At 33.2% G+C, this 15,784-nt stretch carries 15 protein-coding genes; 1 reads left to right on the top strand and 14 read right to left on the bottom strand.

Annotated features, from left to right (window positions below):
* Positions 1-34 precede the first annotated feature (34 nt).
* The 9 genes from ACPF9A_RS02965 to ACPF9A_RS02925 form a co-directional block, all read right to left on the bottom strand.
* Positions 35-838 (bottom strand): hypothetical protein, encoded by an 804-nt coding sequence (locus ACPF9A_RS02965; protein ID WP_424001505.1) that lies wholly within the window; start codon positions 836-838, stop codon positions 35-37.
* A gap of 12 nt (positions 839-850) precedes the next feature.
* Positions 851-1,273, bottom strand: a complete 423-nt coding sequence (locus tag ACPF9A_RS02960) for a hypothetical protein (RefSeq protein ID WP_424001503.1) — start codon at positions 1,271-1,273, stop codon at positions 851-853.
* 41 nt (positions 1,274-1,314) lie between these two features.
* Positions 1,315-2,031, bottom strand: a complete 717-nt coding sequence (locus ACPF9A_RS02955) for an ABC transporter permease (protein ID WP_424004405.1) — start codon at positions 2,029-2,031, stop codon at positions 1,315-1,317.
* Between the two features lie 11 nt (positions 2,032-2,042).
* Positions 2,043-2,918 (bottom strand): ABC transporter ATP-binding protein, encoded by an 876-nt coding sequence (locus tag ACPF9A_RS02950; protein WP_424001501.1) that lies wholly within the window; start codon positions 2,916-2,918, stop codon positions 2,043-2,045.
* Positions 2,919-2,972: 54 nt separating this feature from the next.
* Positions 2,973-3,845: a SagB/ThcOx family dehydrogenase gene (locus tag ACPF9A_RS02945; protein ID WP_424001499.1), complete on the bottom strand. Its 873-nt coding sequence runs from the start codon at positions 3,843-3,845 to the stop codon at positions 2,973-2,975.
* Positions 3,846-3,854: 9 nt separating this feature from the next.
* Positions 3,855-5,153 (bottom strand): YcaO-like family protein, encoded by a 1,299-nt coding sequence (locus ACPF9A_RS02940; RefSeq protein WP_424001497.1) that lies wholly within the window; start codon positions 5,151-5,153, stop codon positions 3,855-3,857.
* On the bottom strand, positions 5,150-6,136 hold the full coding sequence (locus ACPF9A_RS02935) for a TOMM precursor leader peptide-binding protein (RefSeq protein WP_424001495.1): 987 nt from the start codon (positions 6,134-6,136) through the stop codon (positions 5,150-5,152). The genes ACPF9A_RS02940 and ACPF9A_RS02935 overlap by 4 nt, the downstream gene beginning before the upstream one ends.
* 693 nt (positions 6,137-6,829) lie before the next feature.
* Positions 6,830-7,507, bottom strand: a complete 678-nt coding sequence (locus ACPF9A_RS02930; RefSeq protein ID WP_424001493.1) for a hypothetical protein — start codon at positions 7,505-7,507, stop codon at positions 6,830-6,832.
* Between the two features lie 761 nt (positions 7,508-8,268).
* A complete protein-coding gene (locus tag ACPF9A_RS02925; RefSeq protein ID WP_424001491.1) occupies positions 8,269-8,490 on the bottom strand; it encodes a helix-turn-helix domain-containing protein in 222 nt (73 codons plus the stop codon).
* Positions 8,491-8,792: 302 nt separating this feature from the next.
* Between ACPF9A_RS02925 and ACPF9A_RS02920 the strand changes: the two genes are divergently transcribed.
* Positions 8,793-9,623 carry a hypothetical protein gene (locus ACPF9A_RS02920; RefSeq protein WP_424001489.1) on the top strand — a complete coding sequence of 277 codons (831 nt, stop codon included), beginning with the start codon at positions 8,793-8,795 and terminating at the stop codon, positions 9,621-9,623.
* Positions 9,624-9,732: 109 nt separating this feature from the next.
* On the opposite strand, the gene lgt is transcribed toward ACPF9A_RS02920, so the two are convergent.
* From lgt to ACPF9A_RS02895, 5 genes are all read right to left on the bottom strand, one after another.
* Positions 9,733-10,569, bottom strand: a complete 837-nt coding sequence (lgt, locus tag ACPF9A_RS02915) for a prolipoprotein diacylglyceryl transferase (RefSeq protein WP_424001487.1) — start codon at positions 10,567-10,569, stop codon at positions 9,733-9,735.
* Positions 10,570-10,800: 231 nt separating this feature from the next.
* The gene (locus ACPF9A_RS02910) at positions 10,801-11,316 is read right to left on the bottom strand and encodes a DinB family protein (protein ID WP_424001485.1); all 516 of its coding nucleotides are present in this window, start codon (positions 11,314-11,316) and stop codon (positions 10,801-10,803) included.
* Between the two features lie 242 nt (positions 11,317-11,558).
* Entirely contained in the window at positions 11,559-13,091 is a 1,533-nt protein-coding gene (locus ACPF9A_RS02905; RefSeq protein ID WP_424001483.1) for a carboxypeptidase-like regulatory domain-containing protein, read from the bottom strand.
* A 544-nt stretch (positions 13,092-13,635) separates the two neighbouring features.
* A complete protein-coding gene (locus ACPF9A_RS02900; protein WP_424001481.1) occupies positions 13,636-15,066 on the bottom strand; it encodes an ATP-binding protein in 1,431 nt (476 codons plus the stop codon).
* Positions 15,067-15,418: 352 nt separating this feature from the next.
* Positions 15,419-15,781, bottom strand: a complete 363-nt coding sequence (locus ACPF9A_RS02895; protein WP_424001479.1) for a helix-turn-helix domain-containing protein — start codon at positions 15,779-15,781, stop codon at positions 15,419-15,421.
* Between the last annotated feature and the right edge of the window lie 3 nt (positions 15,782-15,784).

Raw genomic sequence — 15,784 nt, 5'->3', positions numbered from 1 at the left:
GGGAAGAGAATAATCAAAACTGTGCTCAACTCGATTAATTCAAATTTGCTTTAGATTGGTCTAGTTGAGATTTTGAATATTCCTTTTTGAGAGCTTCACGGAGATCTGAGGCTTTTTCCAAATCATCCTTTTGAATGTAATAGTCAACGAGTAACAAATAACTTTCCATCTTACCCCAGGTTGGGGCAAAGGAATTTTTTTTGTCCGTTAGAGCTATGCTTATCGCATCATTCAGATGCTTTTCTACTATCTTCCCTCCACCAAATTCTTTTGGAGTATATAAGTCATGATTTGCCGCAACATAGTGGGCTCTCACATTTGTACTATCTAGCTTTAAAGCTTTATTGATATTTTTTTTTGCTTTTATATTGTACAAAATAACATCTTGGTTTTTTAAGTATTTAATGGCAAAACCTTGAAGCATTCCCAATAATGCATAGTCGTCACTATTCTTATTTTCTATTCCCTCTAAAATCTCTATACCCTTTAAAATTTCATTTTTCGTATTTTTCTTTTTCCCTACCTCGTCATAATACCTGGCCGTGGCATATTTAATGTAAGCTTTCCAGTACATTGCCAAAGATGTTTTATTTTTGTCGTATTCTTCTTTCAATTTATTTTCCAAGACCGACAAAACCTCAATATTCTTGTCCTTTATTGCTTTAATAAGAGACTCCTCGATTGTTTTTTCAGGAGATTCAAAAATTGGGTCATTCGAATTTGAGAGAAAACTTTCTGAATTATAATCGACACTATTGTCCTCCGAGTTGTTTATGATGTAAATTAGAACGGATAACACAGCTAAAATTAAAAATCCAACAACTAGCGTTTTTTTCATTGTCAAGATTCTTTAACCAATATTTAGCCACGTTTGTAGACCTTTTGGATGCAGAAGAATTATGATAAGTACAATCCAAAAAAAGAGAAGATATTTTTTGCTGCCTTCAAAACTTGTATTTAAGACATAGTAATCACGTTGCGACTTTGCATTGACCAAAAGAAAATCAGAATAGAATGGGTTAAACTCTATAATCAATTCAATCGCAAAAGCGAAGTAAATCATCTTATACTCAAAAATACCAATAAAGATTGCAAGAATAAAAAGAAGCAAAGTCATACCTGCTCCTGAATAAAAAAATAAATAGCGCTTCCACGACACATCAGAATATGCCACTTTTACATATGGATGAGGGTATGGATAAGCAGCTATGCCCACACTTGAAATTTTTAATTTTAGAAATAGAGCGCTAAGAACGTGACCAAGTTCGTGCATTATCGTCAGAACGATTAAACCGATAAACAAGTACAAAGGATTCATATTCGTTGGACTTCCCTTTTTTTGTACATGATGAGAAATAGGCCCGCGAACACAGCGGTAAAAATTACCATCGCCACTATTGACTGAAAAATAGCTTCGTTTCTAAAAAAGCTTAAAAGATAGGTCAGGGGAAAAAGTTTGCTTATCGTCCCCATTATTGGATTTAACTGACTAATCGGAAAGAAAGTATCACACAAAAAAATCATCAAAAAGTAAACTAAATTGCCTATTTCCTTGCTGGAGTCCTTGTCAGGTTTGAAACTTCCAAAAAAGCTTATCAAAAGACCCATAAAAGAAAACATTGCTATGCCAAAAAAAGAACCTACAAATAACAACAAAATTTCATTACCCCTGAAAGTATGCCCAAAAAACAAGAACACGACAAGAATAAGCGATGCAATACTAACAAAAACAACTATTGCCCTACATAAAATCAATCCAGTAAAATAACTTAAAATATTCACGGGTAGTGATTTTAAAAACTTAATAGTGTGTTGTTGATAATACTGCTTAATTATCGCCCCTGTTGAGTACAATCCTTGACTCAAAAGATTCATGCCCGTAATACCAGACACCAAAAAAAAGAGGTAGTCTGGATCAGTTATCCCCCAAATACTTCCAAAAACTACAAGTAAGAGAATTGGAAACACAATAGAAAAAAATAGAGCAATCCTAATCCTTGAGTAAATTATTAGACTATATTTTATGGACATCAACAAAGACTTCATCGTAATGGATTTACAATTAAATATTGATATACATCTTCTAAACTCTTCTGCAACAAAGAATAATTGTTAACTGATTTCTGGATAAAATTGAGTACATTATCAATGTTTAAACTGAAAATATGATGCTGGTCATTATAGGTAATCACAGTAGCATTTGGAATTTTTTGCTCGATTGGAGAATCGCTCTCAACAACAATCTTGGTGCTTCCTGGGAGATAACGATCGGATAGCAGAGATGAAACTGTGTTCTCTGTTTCTAGCTGGACACCTTGATTGATGAAGACTATTTTATCTGCATACTTTTGAGCCTCATCCCACATATGGGTTGTGAAAAGAACAGTTAAATTTTCTTTCTCGGAAATAATTTTCCAGTATTTGTTTCTTGTTGAAGGATCTAAAAAAGATGTTGGCTCATCGGCAATTAGCAATTCAGGTGAATGGATCATCGAAACAATAATCCCCACCTTTTTTCTTTCTCCTCGAGACAAACTATAGAAAAGGCTGTTTTCTAATGTCGAGATGCCCAAAATTTCCTTTAAGCGCTGAACTGTGCTATCTGTATTTTTTCTTCCGTATGCGGTTTGAACAAAGGATATGATTTCACCAACTTTTAATACAGGAAAAAAAGGAGTATTATCATAAAGTACACCTATTTTCTTCTTTGATTTTGCAAACGAAGTTTGAAAAACGTCTACACCTCCACTTGTTGCCTTAATGTTTCCAACAATTAAGTCTATCAGGGTACTTTTCCCGGAGCCATTGTTACCAAGTAAGGCGATTTTTTCATTAGATTCAATTGAAAAATCTATTTGCTTTAGAATAGCTTTATGATCTAAAGTGTACGATATGTTTGAAACGTCTATTACTTTCATTTAAACCTAAATTTATAAATGTATGCTTGCAACTATAATGTGGAATTCTTGGGTCTACTCGGCCTTTTCTGATTCCCTTTCTTCCTTTCCGACTACTAAAACGTTTTGAACAGTCTCCCCAAAACCATTTATTCCTAACAATTCGTTTAGCTTATCATCATAGAAAAATCCAAGCATACAACTGCCCAAATCCAAACTTTCGCAAACAAGACTCATGTTTTGAGCTACAAAGCCGGTCTCCATAAGAACAAATCGATACGCTCTCTCCCCATATTTTATAATCTGTCTTTCTAGAATAGAAGAAGTCATTATTAGACAAGAAACTGTGTCTAAATCTATCCAATTATTCGACCCAGAATATTCCTTCAAATACTCTGTAAAATCACCTTCCTTAATTAAAGCAAGTGAGTTGTTGCCAGAATTATAGTGATATACGCCCTGTTCAATAGCTCCATTAATAATTACAACATATATTTCTAACGGATATAATCCACCCGCAGAGGGCACATGCCTTTTAGACCAAGTAGACGATTCTTCACCATTCATTTGAGAAGTACTTGTAATACCGTATGAACAATAAAGAATTTTTTGTAGCTCCATTAACGATATTTTATAGCTCTTAAGGAATTTTCTTGAACTATGTCGACTTCTTATAATTTCAAAAAAATCACGTTTTGGTGAAGTTCCTTTATAAATATCAAGAGCATAAGTCTTTTCGCTGAAATAGTTTTTGTAGGGTTTACTGGCCTTTTTAATCACAAATGGATTCGAAAAAAGCTTAATTTGAGGAAATTGTCGTCTTGATATAGATTTATTTACTTTTGAATTTTCATGGTAGAGCATAGCCAGAGTGTCACTAAGGTTTTGACTACCTGTTAGTTCCATATCTAGGGCCCTGTATTTTTGTTTTACATTTTCAATGTCCATTTTTATTTTTTAAGGGAAAGGAAAGGGATAACTAGTTAATTCATCGAAATTTTTCTTCGGGTAACCCAATGAAGGCGGCACTTCATATAGTCGCTTGCCTCCATTGAAATAATAATTATAGCCTCCTGCCATTTGAATAAGTTGTGGAATATATATCTTGATGGAATAAAACCCTGCTTGATTTACATCTACAGTTGTTACGTCCCTAAGCAAAACATTATAGTCTTTAGCTTTCATTATTTTTAGTATGCTCTGTATTTCTTGAATGTCAGAATTATTTCTTTCTTCACTAAAATTAATTTCCTTGGTTGGGGTCTTTTCTATCCAATCCTGAAAGACTTTTTGTTCTTCCTGATATACAGTATAGTACAATGAGTGGTCCTCAAATTGGACAAGTTCATTTCTCTTTTTATTCCATCCCGGGTTTATACCAAGGGTATGACGCAAGTAAGATACAGCTTGCCCACACTCCATAATTACTTTTTTTACTGCTTCAGCATACGTTCCCCGTGTGGAGCTGCCGACTGTGATAAAATCACCGTAATCGGATTTTCCAATACAAAAACCAAAAACACTTGGCTTTTCCAAATCTAGAGTTATGTCGAGCAAATGGTACTGATAGTTTGAGGGATAGTAGGTGTCAATATACTCCTGCATCTCTTTAGTAATCTTTATTTTAGGCACGTCTAGATGATGCATCCATGTCTGAACAAAAGAATCCCTTTCCATACATTCATACAACCCTCCTAAGACAGCCTTGTAAAAATTCGAATGCGCGGCCAAACCTGTTGAGGTATTGAACATAAGGTAAAACGGATCTTCATAGAATGGCATATATATAAAAGTTGCTGGCACATGTACGGATTGTCCGTCCACCAAATCAGTACAAAGATCCCAGTGGAGTTTCAATTCTGGCGTTAACCTTTTAATATTCAATCCCTTATCTTCATATGATTGGTACTGATTTTCATGATAAAGTGCATATTCCGATAGGGGTATTTTTTTATCAATAGGCAGTTCAGAATAGCTACAATGAATCAATTCATCCTTGTTATAGAAAACAGGGGCATACCTTTCAGATATTTCGCCGAGAGTAGTTAGCATTGCATTTTGCCAAGAGTACGCGCATCCACTTCCCCTACCAGGAAATTTGGTTGCACCCAAGGGGGTAGTATCCGACGGAATAACTCCAAAAACAATCAGTTTCGGATCACCATGCTGTATTGGAAGAGTTGCTACTCTTTTTAAGATTCCTGTTTCGTCTGAAATCAAGCTACTGCTTTTATTTAAAACATGACTAGCAATCATACTCCTTCGTTTAAGGAAACAATATTTTCAACCCAAGGAGATATATTGTATTCCAATTCAGGTTTACAGACAGTACAAAGCGGGTTTTTCAACAATTTGTGTTTCTCAATTGAAAGGGAAGGAAATATATTAATAAGATGCCCATATGTCTCAGGAACATCCCATTCGCTTAAAAACTTTAAAGCATCATAAAGTGCCATAGTTACTATTATATCTTGTAGGCCGGTAGGAATCCAGTCGGGTTTTGACGACTTACCTTCTTTCATAAGATAATTCTCATAGGCCAAAAAATAACTCAAATGTTCAATGTTGCTTTTTACCCTAGCTGAAAGACATGAATAGCAACCTGTTTCCCTCCCATAAAACAATGGGCCAATACTTCCTTTTCCAAGCCACATGCCCCTAACTAACATCCAAGCTTTGTCAGCCTCCAATGCTTTAATATTAATGAATTCCAGTAATTCCGGGTTCCATTCATTACTTTCAACAATCAACAAATCTGATCTTTGAAGTGCAGAGTCGATAATTTTTTTTGGATTTTTATCGTTAATCTCGGAAAAGTAAACTTCACCAAAATCTTTTTTGTAAATTTGTTTCTTAAAAGTCTCAAATATCTCTCCTTTACCAACAATTTCAATATTTTTTGTGGTTGTGATTCTTGAAAAATCTTCTTGGCCACTTCGTAGTTGAAACGACAGACCTTTGGAATTTTCCACTGGATTGTTGACATAATTCTCAGTAAATAATCCAGAATCCTTTAATTCTTGTACTACACTTAGCACTTTTGATTCATCAAAACTTTGTTTGAGCTTTTTAACCAAATCTTTGAATGAAATTTTTTTGGATTCAAAAAGGCTTATCAGTTTTAGAAAGATTTCTTTCTTGTCGTCTCCCTCAAAACGAACCAAAAAAACATCACCTTTGGTTCGTATTTGGTAAACATTGTTTTCAACATCTTCGAAAACATCGTATTTATGAATCATAGAATAAAGTATTTTGAGTTAACAAAAAGAACCTGCGATACAATTTAGTGTTGCATCGCAGGTGTTGGTAAATTTACTGTTGCGGTGGGCCTCCTTCAGCATTACTGGAACAACAATTACAGTTGCAACCAGCAGCTACCATAAATTTTTGATCATGACCCATAGAGGAAGATAAACGCTCAATTTTCATAATAAATAAATTTAATTAGTACCTACTCTGTCCGGGCTTTTCGGTTTCCGCCATTAAAGCTATCATTGAATGTTGGTAAATTCTTAATTGAATCTGCTTCAGTGAAATTTTCGTCATTACAACATCTACTAAGAGGATGTCTTTTTACCATTAAAATGGATTTACGGGATCTAATATTGGCTCCGGACGACCGTCATTGCAACAACAACAGTTACAACAGCAACCAGCAGCTACCATAAATCTTGTGTCAATTCTCAAAGGGGTAGATAAACGTTGAATTTTCATAGTTAATGGTTTAGGTGTTGAACAGTATAAAGTTTAAAGCATGATTTTTGCTATTTCTAAAATCTATCATGTTGATAATCGGCTCGGTAGTTAGTTTGGATTGAACTCGAAATTAAATGATTGAAATGAATAATCCATAAGCAAAACCTTTCTATTGGTAAGGTTTTTCCTCTCTTTTATTATAGGGTTCAAATTTTGAATGTATCTCAGGTTATAAATTATAACACCCCTCTATTACGAGCTGCACGGACAATTTCAAAAGATTTGGAAGTAGATAAACCAAATAACTTTGCTAATTTTCTTTTTCTTTTTTCGATTCCAGAGATTGTTAGGGGGACAAATTCAGGTAGTTGATTTGTTGGACATCCATTTGAAAGGTGATAAACAATTCTCATGTCTAAATGATCAATTCTGCCATAATCAGTATCGAATTTCATGCTAATGATGTTCTTAAGCATTGGGCTGAAATATTTTCGTCCCAGACTAATATCAAATGCCATTTTACTCAAATCGGCAAGCCAAGTCTCTTGTTTAATTAAAAAGACATCCGGATTGAACTTTTTAAAAATCTCGACTAACCTATACTTTGAAGTGATACCTGTTATAATACCTAATTTAGCCTCAGGATAATGTTTTCTTATCCATAGTGCCAATTTTTCGTCATAAGTTATTATTGATTTTTCCTTGAAGGTCATAGCTTGATATGAATTGCTATAGAAGTTTATAAAATAATAGTCATATAAATTTTCTCTCTTCACATTGGAATAAGCAATTTCAAAATCATTTTCAACACTTACTTTAAATCGAGCATTAATATTATCGTCTCTGAAATATTTGAGAATATCTCTTATTGTTTCAGATATAAAAGGCACTATTTCAACTATAAGCACTTTCATAAACACCGATTTTCTTTTATAATATTAAGGAAATTACTTTATAAAAAAAGAAGTTTAAAAAAAAAATAAGAAAAAACTTGCAATTTTCAATTAAAGCTTAATACCATCTGCTATAGATTTATAGGGTTCGATTCAGATTGAAGGTTATAATTACCGCATCCTTAGGATAATAAATCTTTAAAAACAAGTTTAATGAGGTTGTTGAAATAGGGGGCCAGGGGGAGACTCGAACTCTCACACCTCTCGGCACTAAATCTTAAGTCTGAATTGTCTATGAATTCTAATATGGTTTCATATTTATTGGTGCCAAAAGGAGGTTCTGAAGCACAAAACAGCTTTGTTCCATTAAGAAGCTATATCCTAACCGTGTGTAATCTGTTTGCAACACCAAAACAAAAAAGCTTCCGATTTCTTGGAAGCTCTAACATATTTGGTCGAGAATACCGCCCCGAATCGCTCGAGGGAACCAGTGACCTCTTTCCTAAAACGATAGGCCTTTACCGCTTTTTTGTTTTTGCCTTTTTCTCTAGGTTCGATTTTAAAACTCTTTTATTGACAGAATTATCAATATTTATATTTCTTGAGAGCTTTACTTCTTTGACATATTGAAGTATCCCGGTCTGCATTGCATTTGTTGAATTTTGTGAAGAATCTTGTCCTTTGAACATGGGTATTTTCAAATTCAATTCCTTGGCTATTTCGTAACCGGGATTAAATGCTTTCTTATAATCTCAATTAATTTTGGTCTCCATTCTTATTCATTAAAAGGTTTCGCGAACGTGATTTTCAAGATATTCAATTAGAGAATCGCGGTCATAAACGATATGTTTCTTTTCGGGCTGTGAATACCTTATTTGGCCTTCATCACGCAATTTTTGTAGTGTAGTATCCGATTTTATTCTCAATAGCCGCTTCGCTTCTTTTTTATCGATCCATTTATCAGGGGTATCCATTTCCATTTGGGATTGGACATACTTAAACATCCTATCCTTTATTTGAACTTTCACTTCGCCGCACAAGCGTCGTATCTTATCATTTATCTGGACTCCACTAAGGATAAGAATTCGATTTATCCATTAACATAAAAGAAGGGGTTTGTAAGGGGCCACAGACTATTGACTTAGAAAAAAATTAAAAAAGACAAAAATGATTTGAAGACTTTACCTAAAAAATAGCTTCAGTGTTACTATTCAGTAATTGTGAAGTTTGTCGAAAATAATTTTAAGATTAAAATTTCTAGTAAAAAGTACCGTTAAGTCTATACTATTCACCCAAATCAAGCACAATGAACTCACTTTTAAAATCTAGGCTCATTTTACAATATTTTCTATTGTTTACTTTTATCTCATTGATTTCTTGCTCTAAAGAGGTTGTGATTATTGAAGAAACGCTTGAAGAAGACGGTATTGATGAGAGTGTTAATGTTGAAGAAACTAATAATGAGGAAACAAACAATGGTGATAATCAAGAATCATCTAAGAGTTGCTTAATTACATTTGGTGAGAATTATTTGGTCTTTGAGGCAGAAGATACTGATTCTCCTCTTGACTTATGGAAATTAATTAAAAAAGGGGATAATGATTATTTAGATAAAGAGAGTGTAGGTCCAATTAACGGGACACACCTAGAGTTTACAGGTAATAATATTGGTAGTGGACCGGCTACTTCTCCTTTGGAGTATACTTTTGAGGCTCCTACGACTGGCGTATACCGTGTTCTTATGAGAATGCAACAACGTTTGATGGAGGGGATTGAAGAAGATAAATCAAATGATGTTTTTATTAAAATGGAAGGTGATTTTACTTCCGCTACAGATAAATATACAACAACAGACCTAAAAACCGATTTAAAATTCTATGGTCGTGGTGTTAACGAGTGGGGCAGTATTCATAATGGTGACGGAGGTGCAGAACATAATAAAAGTGCCATCTTATACAATTTAAAAGAAGGGGAGTCTTACACCTTTACCATGAGTGGTCGTTCAAAAAACGCGAACATTGATTATATTTTATTCTATGATACTTCCATTTCTATTAATGGTGGTTCTCATAAAGATATTGCAGAACTCAATGATGTAAAGTATAGACCAGATTGGGATTGTTCACAATCTAATTGATCAAAATAATAGGACTTCCGATATAACGCTTTTTACATTTTCTTAGTCCCGAAGTAATCCCCTAATATATAGCGCTTCCAGTAAACTCATCCTTTATTTGAACTTTGGTTTAGCTCAGTTCTTTGTTAGCCACTGGCTTCTTCCCGTAATATATAATTCCAAAACCTAAAAGGATAAGTGGTATACTTAAAATTTGCCCCATATTTAATGACATCGAATCTTCAAACCCAACTTGATTTTCTTTGACAAATTCAATCATAAATCTTGCTGTAAACATTAAAATCATGAAAATTCCGACCATAAGTCCATTTTGTCTTCTAATTTTTTTCGATTTATAAACAAAGAAAAGAACCACGAAAATCAGCAAATATGCCGCAGCTTCGTAAAGTTGCGTTGGATGTCTAGGTATTAGGTCGTCTCGTTCAAAGACCACACCCCAATTTCCATTCGTCGGTTTGCCGTATACCTCAGAGTTCATAAAATTACCAATTCTAATGCTCGCAGCCATTAATCCAGACCCAAGAGCAACCCTGTCCATTATCCACAAAATGTTTGTTTTGGTCTTTCTAACATAAAGGATGATTGCGATTACTATTCCAGTTAATCCGCCATGGCTTGCAAGTCCTTGGAATCCTGTAAACTGAAAGGATTCGTCTACTTTTCGGATAGGTAAGAGTATTTCAAGTGGATTCTGTAGGTAATATTGTGGTTCATAAAAAAAACAATGCCCAAGGCGTGCGCCCAGAAGTCCTCCAATTAAAATGTACATAGTTAGCTGTTCCAAGTTTTCGAGTGGTATTTTCTCTTTTTGATAAACTTTCTTAACCACTAAAAATAAAAGACCGCAACCAATTGCCCACGAAAGACTGTAATACCTAATTGGAAAAGTGTTGAATAGAGTAAAAATTTCAGGGTCAACGTTCCAGTATATAATTCCGTCTTTCATATCGGTAGTTTTTTATTGCTGGATTTTTTTCAGCTTGTGGCTAACAATTAAATATATAACATATATTATATTTCATTCCAATACGAGATATATGTAACATATGTTTTATAAGTTCAAGTTAAAAATTAATAGGAAAGTATGTAACCAAGGACATTAAATAATCCTTTATTTGAACTTTAAAAACTGGACTAAGGCTTTTCATAGGAGGTATTGTTGTACACCTTGCTTTTATTATTTATTCCACCAACCTTTGCGTTTTCTTATATAGATTATTTGACCAGTATGGTAAGCATTGTGTGCAGTCATTGTCAAAATATCAGGAGCCAATTCGGACAATTGCTCTTCGTTTGCTTTTTCCGTTATTCGTTCAAATTCCGTCTGAATACTGTCCAATTTAGAAACTGCACTTTTCCATTCCTTTTCAGAGTATATTTTAAAAGTCAATTCGTTTTCCATATCGAAATCTGATAAATCTTCTCCATTTATATCTTTAAGAAATGCTTCATTCCAAAATGTTAGATGAGAAACAAGTTCTGCAATTGAGTGGTTTTCCGTGCTGTCTTTCCAATTGGATTGTTCAGCATTAAGTCCGTTAATAGCAATCTTGGTCGGAACGAACCAATTTTCCTCAGTATGTGAGTATTTCAGTTGGTCAATTAGCAATGGCTTTAATTTAAAAATGTTCTTTTTTTCAGAGCAACTCGATAAGAATACCAAAAAACCAAGTAAAATCAAATGTTGTTTCATTTTTAGTGTTTTGTCAGCATGGTGCAGAACTTACTGTATAATTACTAAAATAGGCATTTTACGGTTTATACATCGGGACAAAGACACTTACTGGTAATCTTTAGCCTTTTATTAATCGATCGTTTATTTAAATCTAAAAATAGGTTGAATGAAATGGTCTGTTATAATTTTCTATTCAGATATTATAAAAGTGAGTTAGCAATTACAAACATGAAAATAAAAGATATTAATTGAATTTCAATTTAAACTTTAATTTTAAATAAATTATATTGTGAAATATCATTTTGAAAAAAAGTATAAACCTTTATTTTACAAAAGGTCTTATTCGTTGAGTTCCATTTGGGATAAATAGAGACCTTCAAATTCAGTGGTTCCTTTGTACTAATATTTGGTGTGATATTAAATTTCCAATTGCCTTTAATTGTTTGATCTAGATAAAATTCATCAAAAGACTCACTTGTGTTGTATGCCTTTCCATAGTCTACGTTAAATGTTTGTCCTTCAGAATTGGATATTTCGAGAGTAAATTCTTTATTAATACTAGCCCATTCGAAGACAATTCTAGTTGTGTCAACTTCTGAACTATCAAAAATATTTTGAATTTCAAATGATTGTGAAACTTCTCCATCTAAATCTTCAGAGACAAAAAGCTTTTCCATTTCATTAAAAACAAGTGTTCCTAATTTGTTGTTTAATTGTCCACCATTTTGACTTAACCAATACAAATAAGCAGACCACGCCTTAAAAGGTTTTCTAATAATAGCCCAAGTCTGAGCCAAATCCCTATGAGATTGTCCGTCATTTGGCGCCAACGTTAAAATTTTACGATATATCTGTGCTGCTTTTAATTGTTGACCCTGCCCCTGACATCTATAAGCTAAGACCCTGAGTGCGGTAATATCGTTACCCAGACTTGTTACCAATTTTGAAAATTTTTCGAGATCTTTTGGTATTTGTAATTCCTCCCTGTTTTTTAATTCCGAATATGACAATAGATCATCATCTTTGCTCTTTCCCTTTCCTTTTTTTCTAACTTTTTTTAAATAAGCAGGATTATTAACAGTAGTTACAACTATGACACCTCCCGAACCCCTAGTCCCATATTTTGTAGTTCCCGCAAGGCCTCGAATAACAAATATATCTTTTATGAGCGATGTTTCTATGGCTGGAGGAAAACCGTCATATGTTACCCCGTCAACATCCCATAAAGCTGTATTGGATAAATTTAGAGAATTATTGGAACGAAGAACCACTCCATCGGGTCCAATATTGTAATTCGCTATCTTACCTCTAAGGGCGTTTACATAACCAGGAATTCCTGCTTTTTCTATCGCGGCAGCTAAATTTAGTTTTTTTCCCTCAACATAGGTTATAGAATAACCTCTACTTTCCAATGTCTTTTGTCCAAAACTTCCAGTAAATGTTTTAGGTTTAGTTATATTAGGTGAATTACGACGGTCATTAGCCTTGACAAGTACTTCATCTAAAATATTTGCTTTGGAAACCATATTTATCACCAAATATTTATCATCCTCTACTTTTTTTGATACCGTATTGCAAGTAATATGAGATAAAACTAAAATATCGCCTTTACGAGCATTTATTTGAAATTTTCCGTTAGTGTCAGTTTTAGTTCCTGTTTTAGTTCCCCTTAGCAATATATTAACATCCTTTAAAGGTTTGTTGTCATAAGATACTATTCCTTCTATTTGCTGTGAGTTGCAAAAAGGAATACAAATGAATAATAAAAAAACTACTGTAACACTAATTTTCATAGCAACTTCATATAATGATATTAGAAGAAAATATAACTAATTTTGGTTTAGGAAAAAAATTTTTTATAAACATTTTCCTTCAAAACCAAATATTTAATCTTCAAATCTTACACGAGTAAATAATGAATTTTTGATGACTTATCCTGATATATAAATTCAGGATATGTTTTTTGGAAGAAAAAGAAGTTATAAGCTCTAAGAATATATTTTAATAAATTAAAATCATTTATCTCTTTCTGCCCTTCAATATTTATATAGACTTCCCTGGATGTCATTTAGTGAAGTTAATCAAGTAAGTAGCACGTCTGATAGAGAATTGCTAACGATTGCAAAGAAAAGGGGATTTATATAGAACATAAATTTAATCTACCTAATATTGAAGAGTAAGAAGATTGTCTATTCACGAGTAAATCTAAAAATCCTGTAACTACAAATCCAAACAATAATAAACCTGTTACCAGTTTATTTATTGAATATTTTTTAAAAATTACATTGCTTTTCATCCTTTATTTGAACTTTTAAAAAGTTAAGTGTTTTGGAATGTTTATTTCTTGATTTTCATGTCAAGTGTATTTTTCCCGACTGTATATGCATAAGCCGATGAAGGTAAAAATTGAAAAAGAACATCTGCATATTCCACTTCTCCTTCTTTACTTATAGAAGTAACAATTGGTGTTTTAATATTATTTTCCTGGCAAAATTTGATTAAACTTTTTAATTCTTTGGGTTTTTCAAAATATCGATCAGACCATTTAATTTCGAGAGCCCAAATAGGTTTCAATGTATTATCACTCAATCCAACCATATCCACTTCGCCATTGCTCCATCTAGCATAATAAGGTGTAAACCAATCCCTATGCATCCATTGAGCAAATATTGCTGTTTCAACCATATTCCCAATCATTTCATCAGTTGCGGTTATAGGAGTAAACAATGCGCTCCTTAATGAAGGGTTGGTAAGGTATATTTTGAAAAAATTGTCTCGTTTGAATCTTTTTCCACTTTGATCAATTCGTTTAACTTGCTTTATTAAGAATGCTGCTTCTAAGTATTCAATATACTTTTTTAAAGTGTTTTTAGGTACCTGTGATTGTTTACTCAATGTCTCAAGTGAGAATTCACCGCCACTATTATATGCAATTGTCGTGAACAGAGAATATAATTCTCTTGTATCGCTTATACCGTAGAGACTAGGTAAATCTCTAAGGATAACTTTATCTACAATATCTTGCCTTATATATCGCCCTGGATTAGCTTGAATTTTTTCGGAAAGTATAACTTCTGGGTATCCCCCAAAGTTAATATAGTCTAGAAAATGCTTGTTGAGTTCATCTAAATGACTTGTTGAATAAAATTCTGTCTGTTTATCGTTCCAATTTAGCTTTATTGGTTTGATTAGCCTATCCAAACCTTTTAATGATATATATTCATTGAAAGTAAGAGGAGGAAGTAAGAAATCAGTAAATCGACCCGCCCCACTTTCATTACTTGCGAATTTTAAGGCGGCTGCAGCAGAACCGGATACAATAAACTTATCTTTCCTATAACTATCTACTAAAGATTTTAAATGTACTTCCCAATCCCTGCAGTATTGTATCTCATCATAAATGATGTGCCAATCAGATTTATCAGTCAAACCAGTGGCCTCCTTTGAATAATTAAAAAGCTGTTCAAGAGATATGTTATTGTAAATAGGGTTTTCAATAGTTATAAATATTATTTTTTTTGGATCTACACCATTTTCTATTAATTCTTGAACCATATGATAGAGCATAACGGTTTTTCCTACCCTTCGCGGACCCATCAACACTACTGCCCTTCTTATTTCCCTTTCCTTAACCAATGGTTTGAATAATTCAAAATATAACCTTCGTGGCATCTCATTGTAATCAGCTTCAATTTCGCCATCAATCCACCATGGATTTTCAAATCGAATTCTATCTAAAACCTGATCTTTGGAAATTTCTCGTATCATTTAGTACTTAGTTTATAACAAATATAAAAAATAGAGTCAATTAAATGACCTTATAATTAAATTATAAATGATTTAAGAAAAAACAAGATATATTTGATTCTTATTTGCCATTTTTTATAGGGTAATATAAGAAGTGCATTATTTACACATTTTATTGTTTGTAACTTCCAAGATATCCCCTTAAGCCCTCAATGCCCTAAATACTTATAATAAATTGCCTTGGAAATATCGACACGTTCGCGGATTTTGGAATAGGTCAGTTTACCTTCTTTAAAGTACTGTCGCTAATCATCCTTTATTTGAACTTTACGACTTACGACATGGTGTCCTAACCCATCCTTTATTTAGACTTTTAAGATTGTAAAATAATATCACTATCAATATTTAATTTAACATGCAGCTTTTTAGCAACTTCTAATGGCATTTCTCTTTTTCCTCCTAAATACTCACTTATTCTTGAAGAAGTAGTTTCTAAAAGGGCTGCTAACTTTTTTTGATTTAGCTTCATTTCAAACATACGTAATTCAATAACCTCTTTTAAAGTAGGCAATTCCATAGGGAAATGTATAGCTTCATAGTTTTCAATAATCTTTGTTAGATTTAAAAATTCCATTGCTAAAGGGTCATTATCGGGTGTGTCGTCCGTAACAACATCAATAAGTTCTTCCAAGCGAAGATTAGCGTTTATATACGTTTGGTGTTCAATGTACTCCATGAC

Origin of the sequence: Maribacter sp. IgM3_T14_3, assembly GCF_049603095.1 — a bacterium.
Lineage (GTDB): Bacteria > Bacteroidota > Bacteroidia > Flavobacteriales > Flavobacteriaceae > Maribacter.
Note: the sequence above shows the minus strand (reverse complement) of the source record. Positions and strands in the feature narration are given on the sequence as shown.

Bases quoted from the DNA above. Each gene is read 5' to 3' on its own strand.
- ACPF9A_RS02965 (WP_424001505.1), bottom strand. From the start codon at position 838: ATGAAAAAAACGCTAGTTGTTGGATTTTTAATTTTAGCTGTGTTATCC.
- ACPF9A_RS02960 (WP_424001503.1), bottom strand. From the start codon at position 1,273: ATGCACGAACTTGGTCACGTTCTTAGCGCTCTATTTCTAAAATTAAAA.
- ACPF9A_RS02955 (WP_424004405.1), bottom strand. From the start codon at position 2,031: ATGTCCATAAAATATAGTCTAATAATTTACTCAAGGATTAGGATTGCT.
- ACPF9A_RS02950 (WP_424001501.1), bottom strand. From the start codon at position 2,918: ATGAAAGTAATAGACGTTTCAAACATATCGTACACTTTAGATCATAAA.
- ACPF9A_RS02945 (WP_424001499.1), bottom strand. From the start codon at position 3,845: ATGGACATTGAAAATGTAAAACAAAAATACAGGGCCCTAGATATGGAA.
- ACPF9A_RS02940 (WP_424001497.1), bottom strand. From the start codon at position 5,153: ATGATTGCTAGTCATGTTTTAAATAAAAGCAGTAGCTTGATTTCAGAC.
- ACPF9A_RS02935 (WP_424001495.1), bottom strand. From the start codon at position 6,136: ATGATTCATAAATACGATGTTTTCGAAGATGTTGAAAACAATGTTTAC.
- ACPF9A_RS02930 (WP_424001493.1), bottom strand. From the start codon at position 7,507: ATGAAAGTGCTTATAGTTGAAATAGTGCCTTTTATATCTGAAACAATA.
- ACPF9A_RS02925 (WP_424001491.1), bottom strand. From the start codon at position 8,490: ATGTTTAAGTATGTCCAATCCCAAATGGAAATGGATACCCCTGATAAA.
- ACPF9A_RS02920 (WP_424001489.1), top strand. From the start codon at position 8,793: ATGAACTCACTTTTAAAATCTAGGCTCATTTTACAATATTTTCTATTG.
- lgt (WP_424001487.1), bottom strand. From the start codon at position 10,569: ATGAAAGACGGAATTATATACTGGAACGTTGACCCTGAAATTTTTACT.
- ACPF9A_RS02910 (WP_424001485.1), bottom strand. From the start codon at position 11,316: ATGAAACAACATTTGATTTTACTTGGTTTTTTGGTATTCTTATCGAGT.
- ACPF9A_RS02905 (WP_424001483.1), bottom strand. From the start codon at position 13,091: ATGAAAATTAGTGTTACAGTAGTTTTTTTATTATTCATTTGTATTCCT.
- ACPF9A_RS02900 (WP_424001481.1), bottom strand. From the start codon at position 15,066: ATGATACGAGAAATTTCCAAAGATCAGGTTTTAGATAGAATTCGATTT.
- ACPF9A_RS02895 (WP_424001479.1), bottom strand. From the start codon at position 15,781: ATGGAGTACATTGAACACCAAACGTATATAAACGCTAATCTTCGCTTG.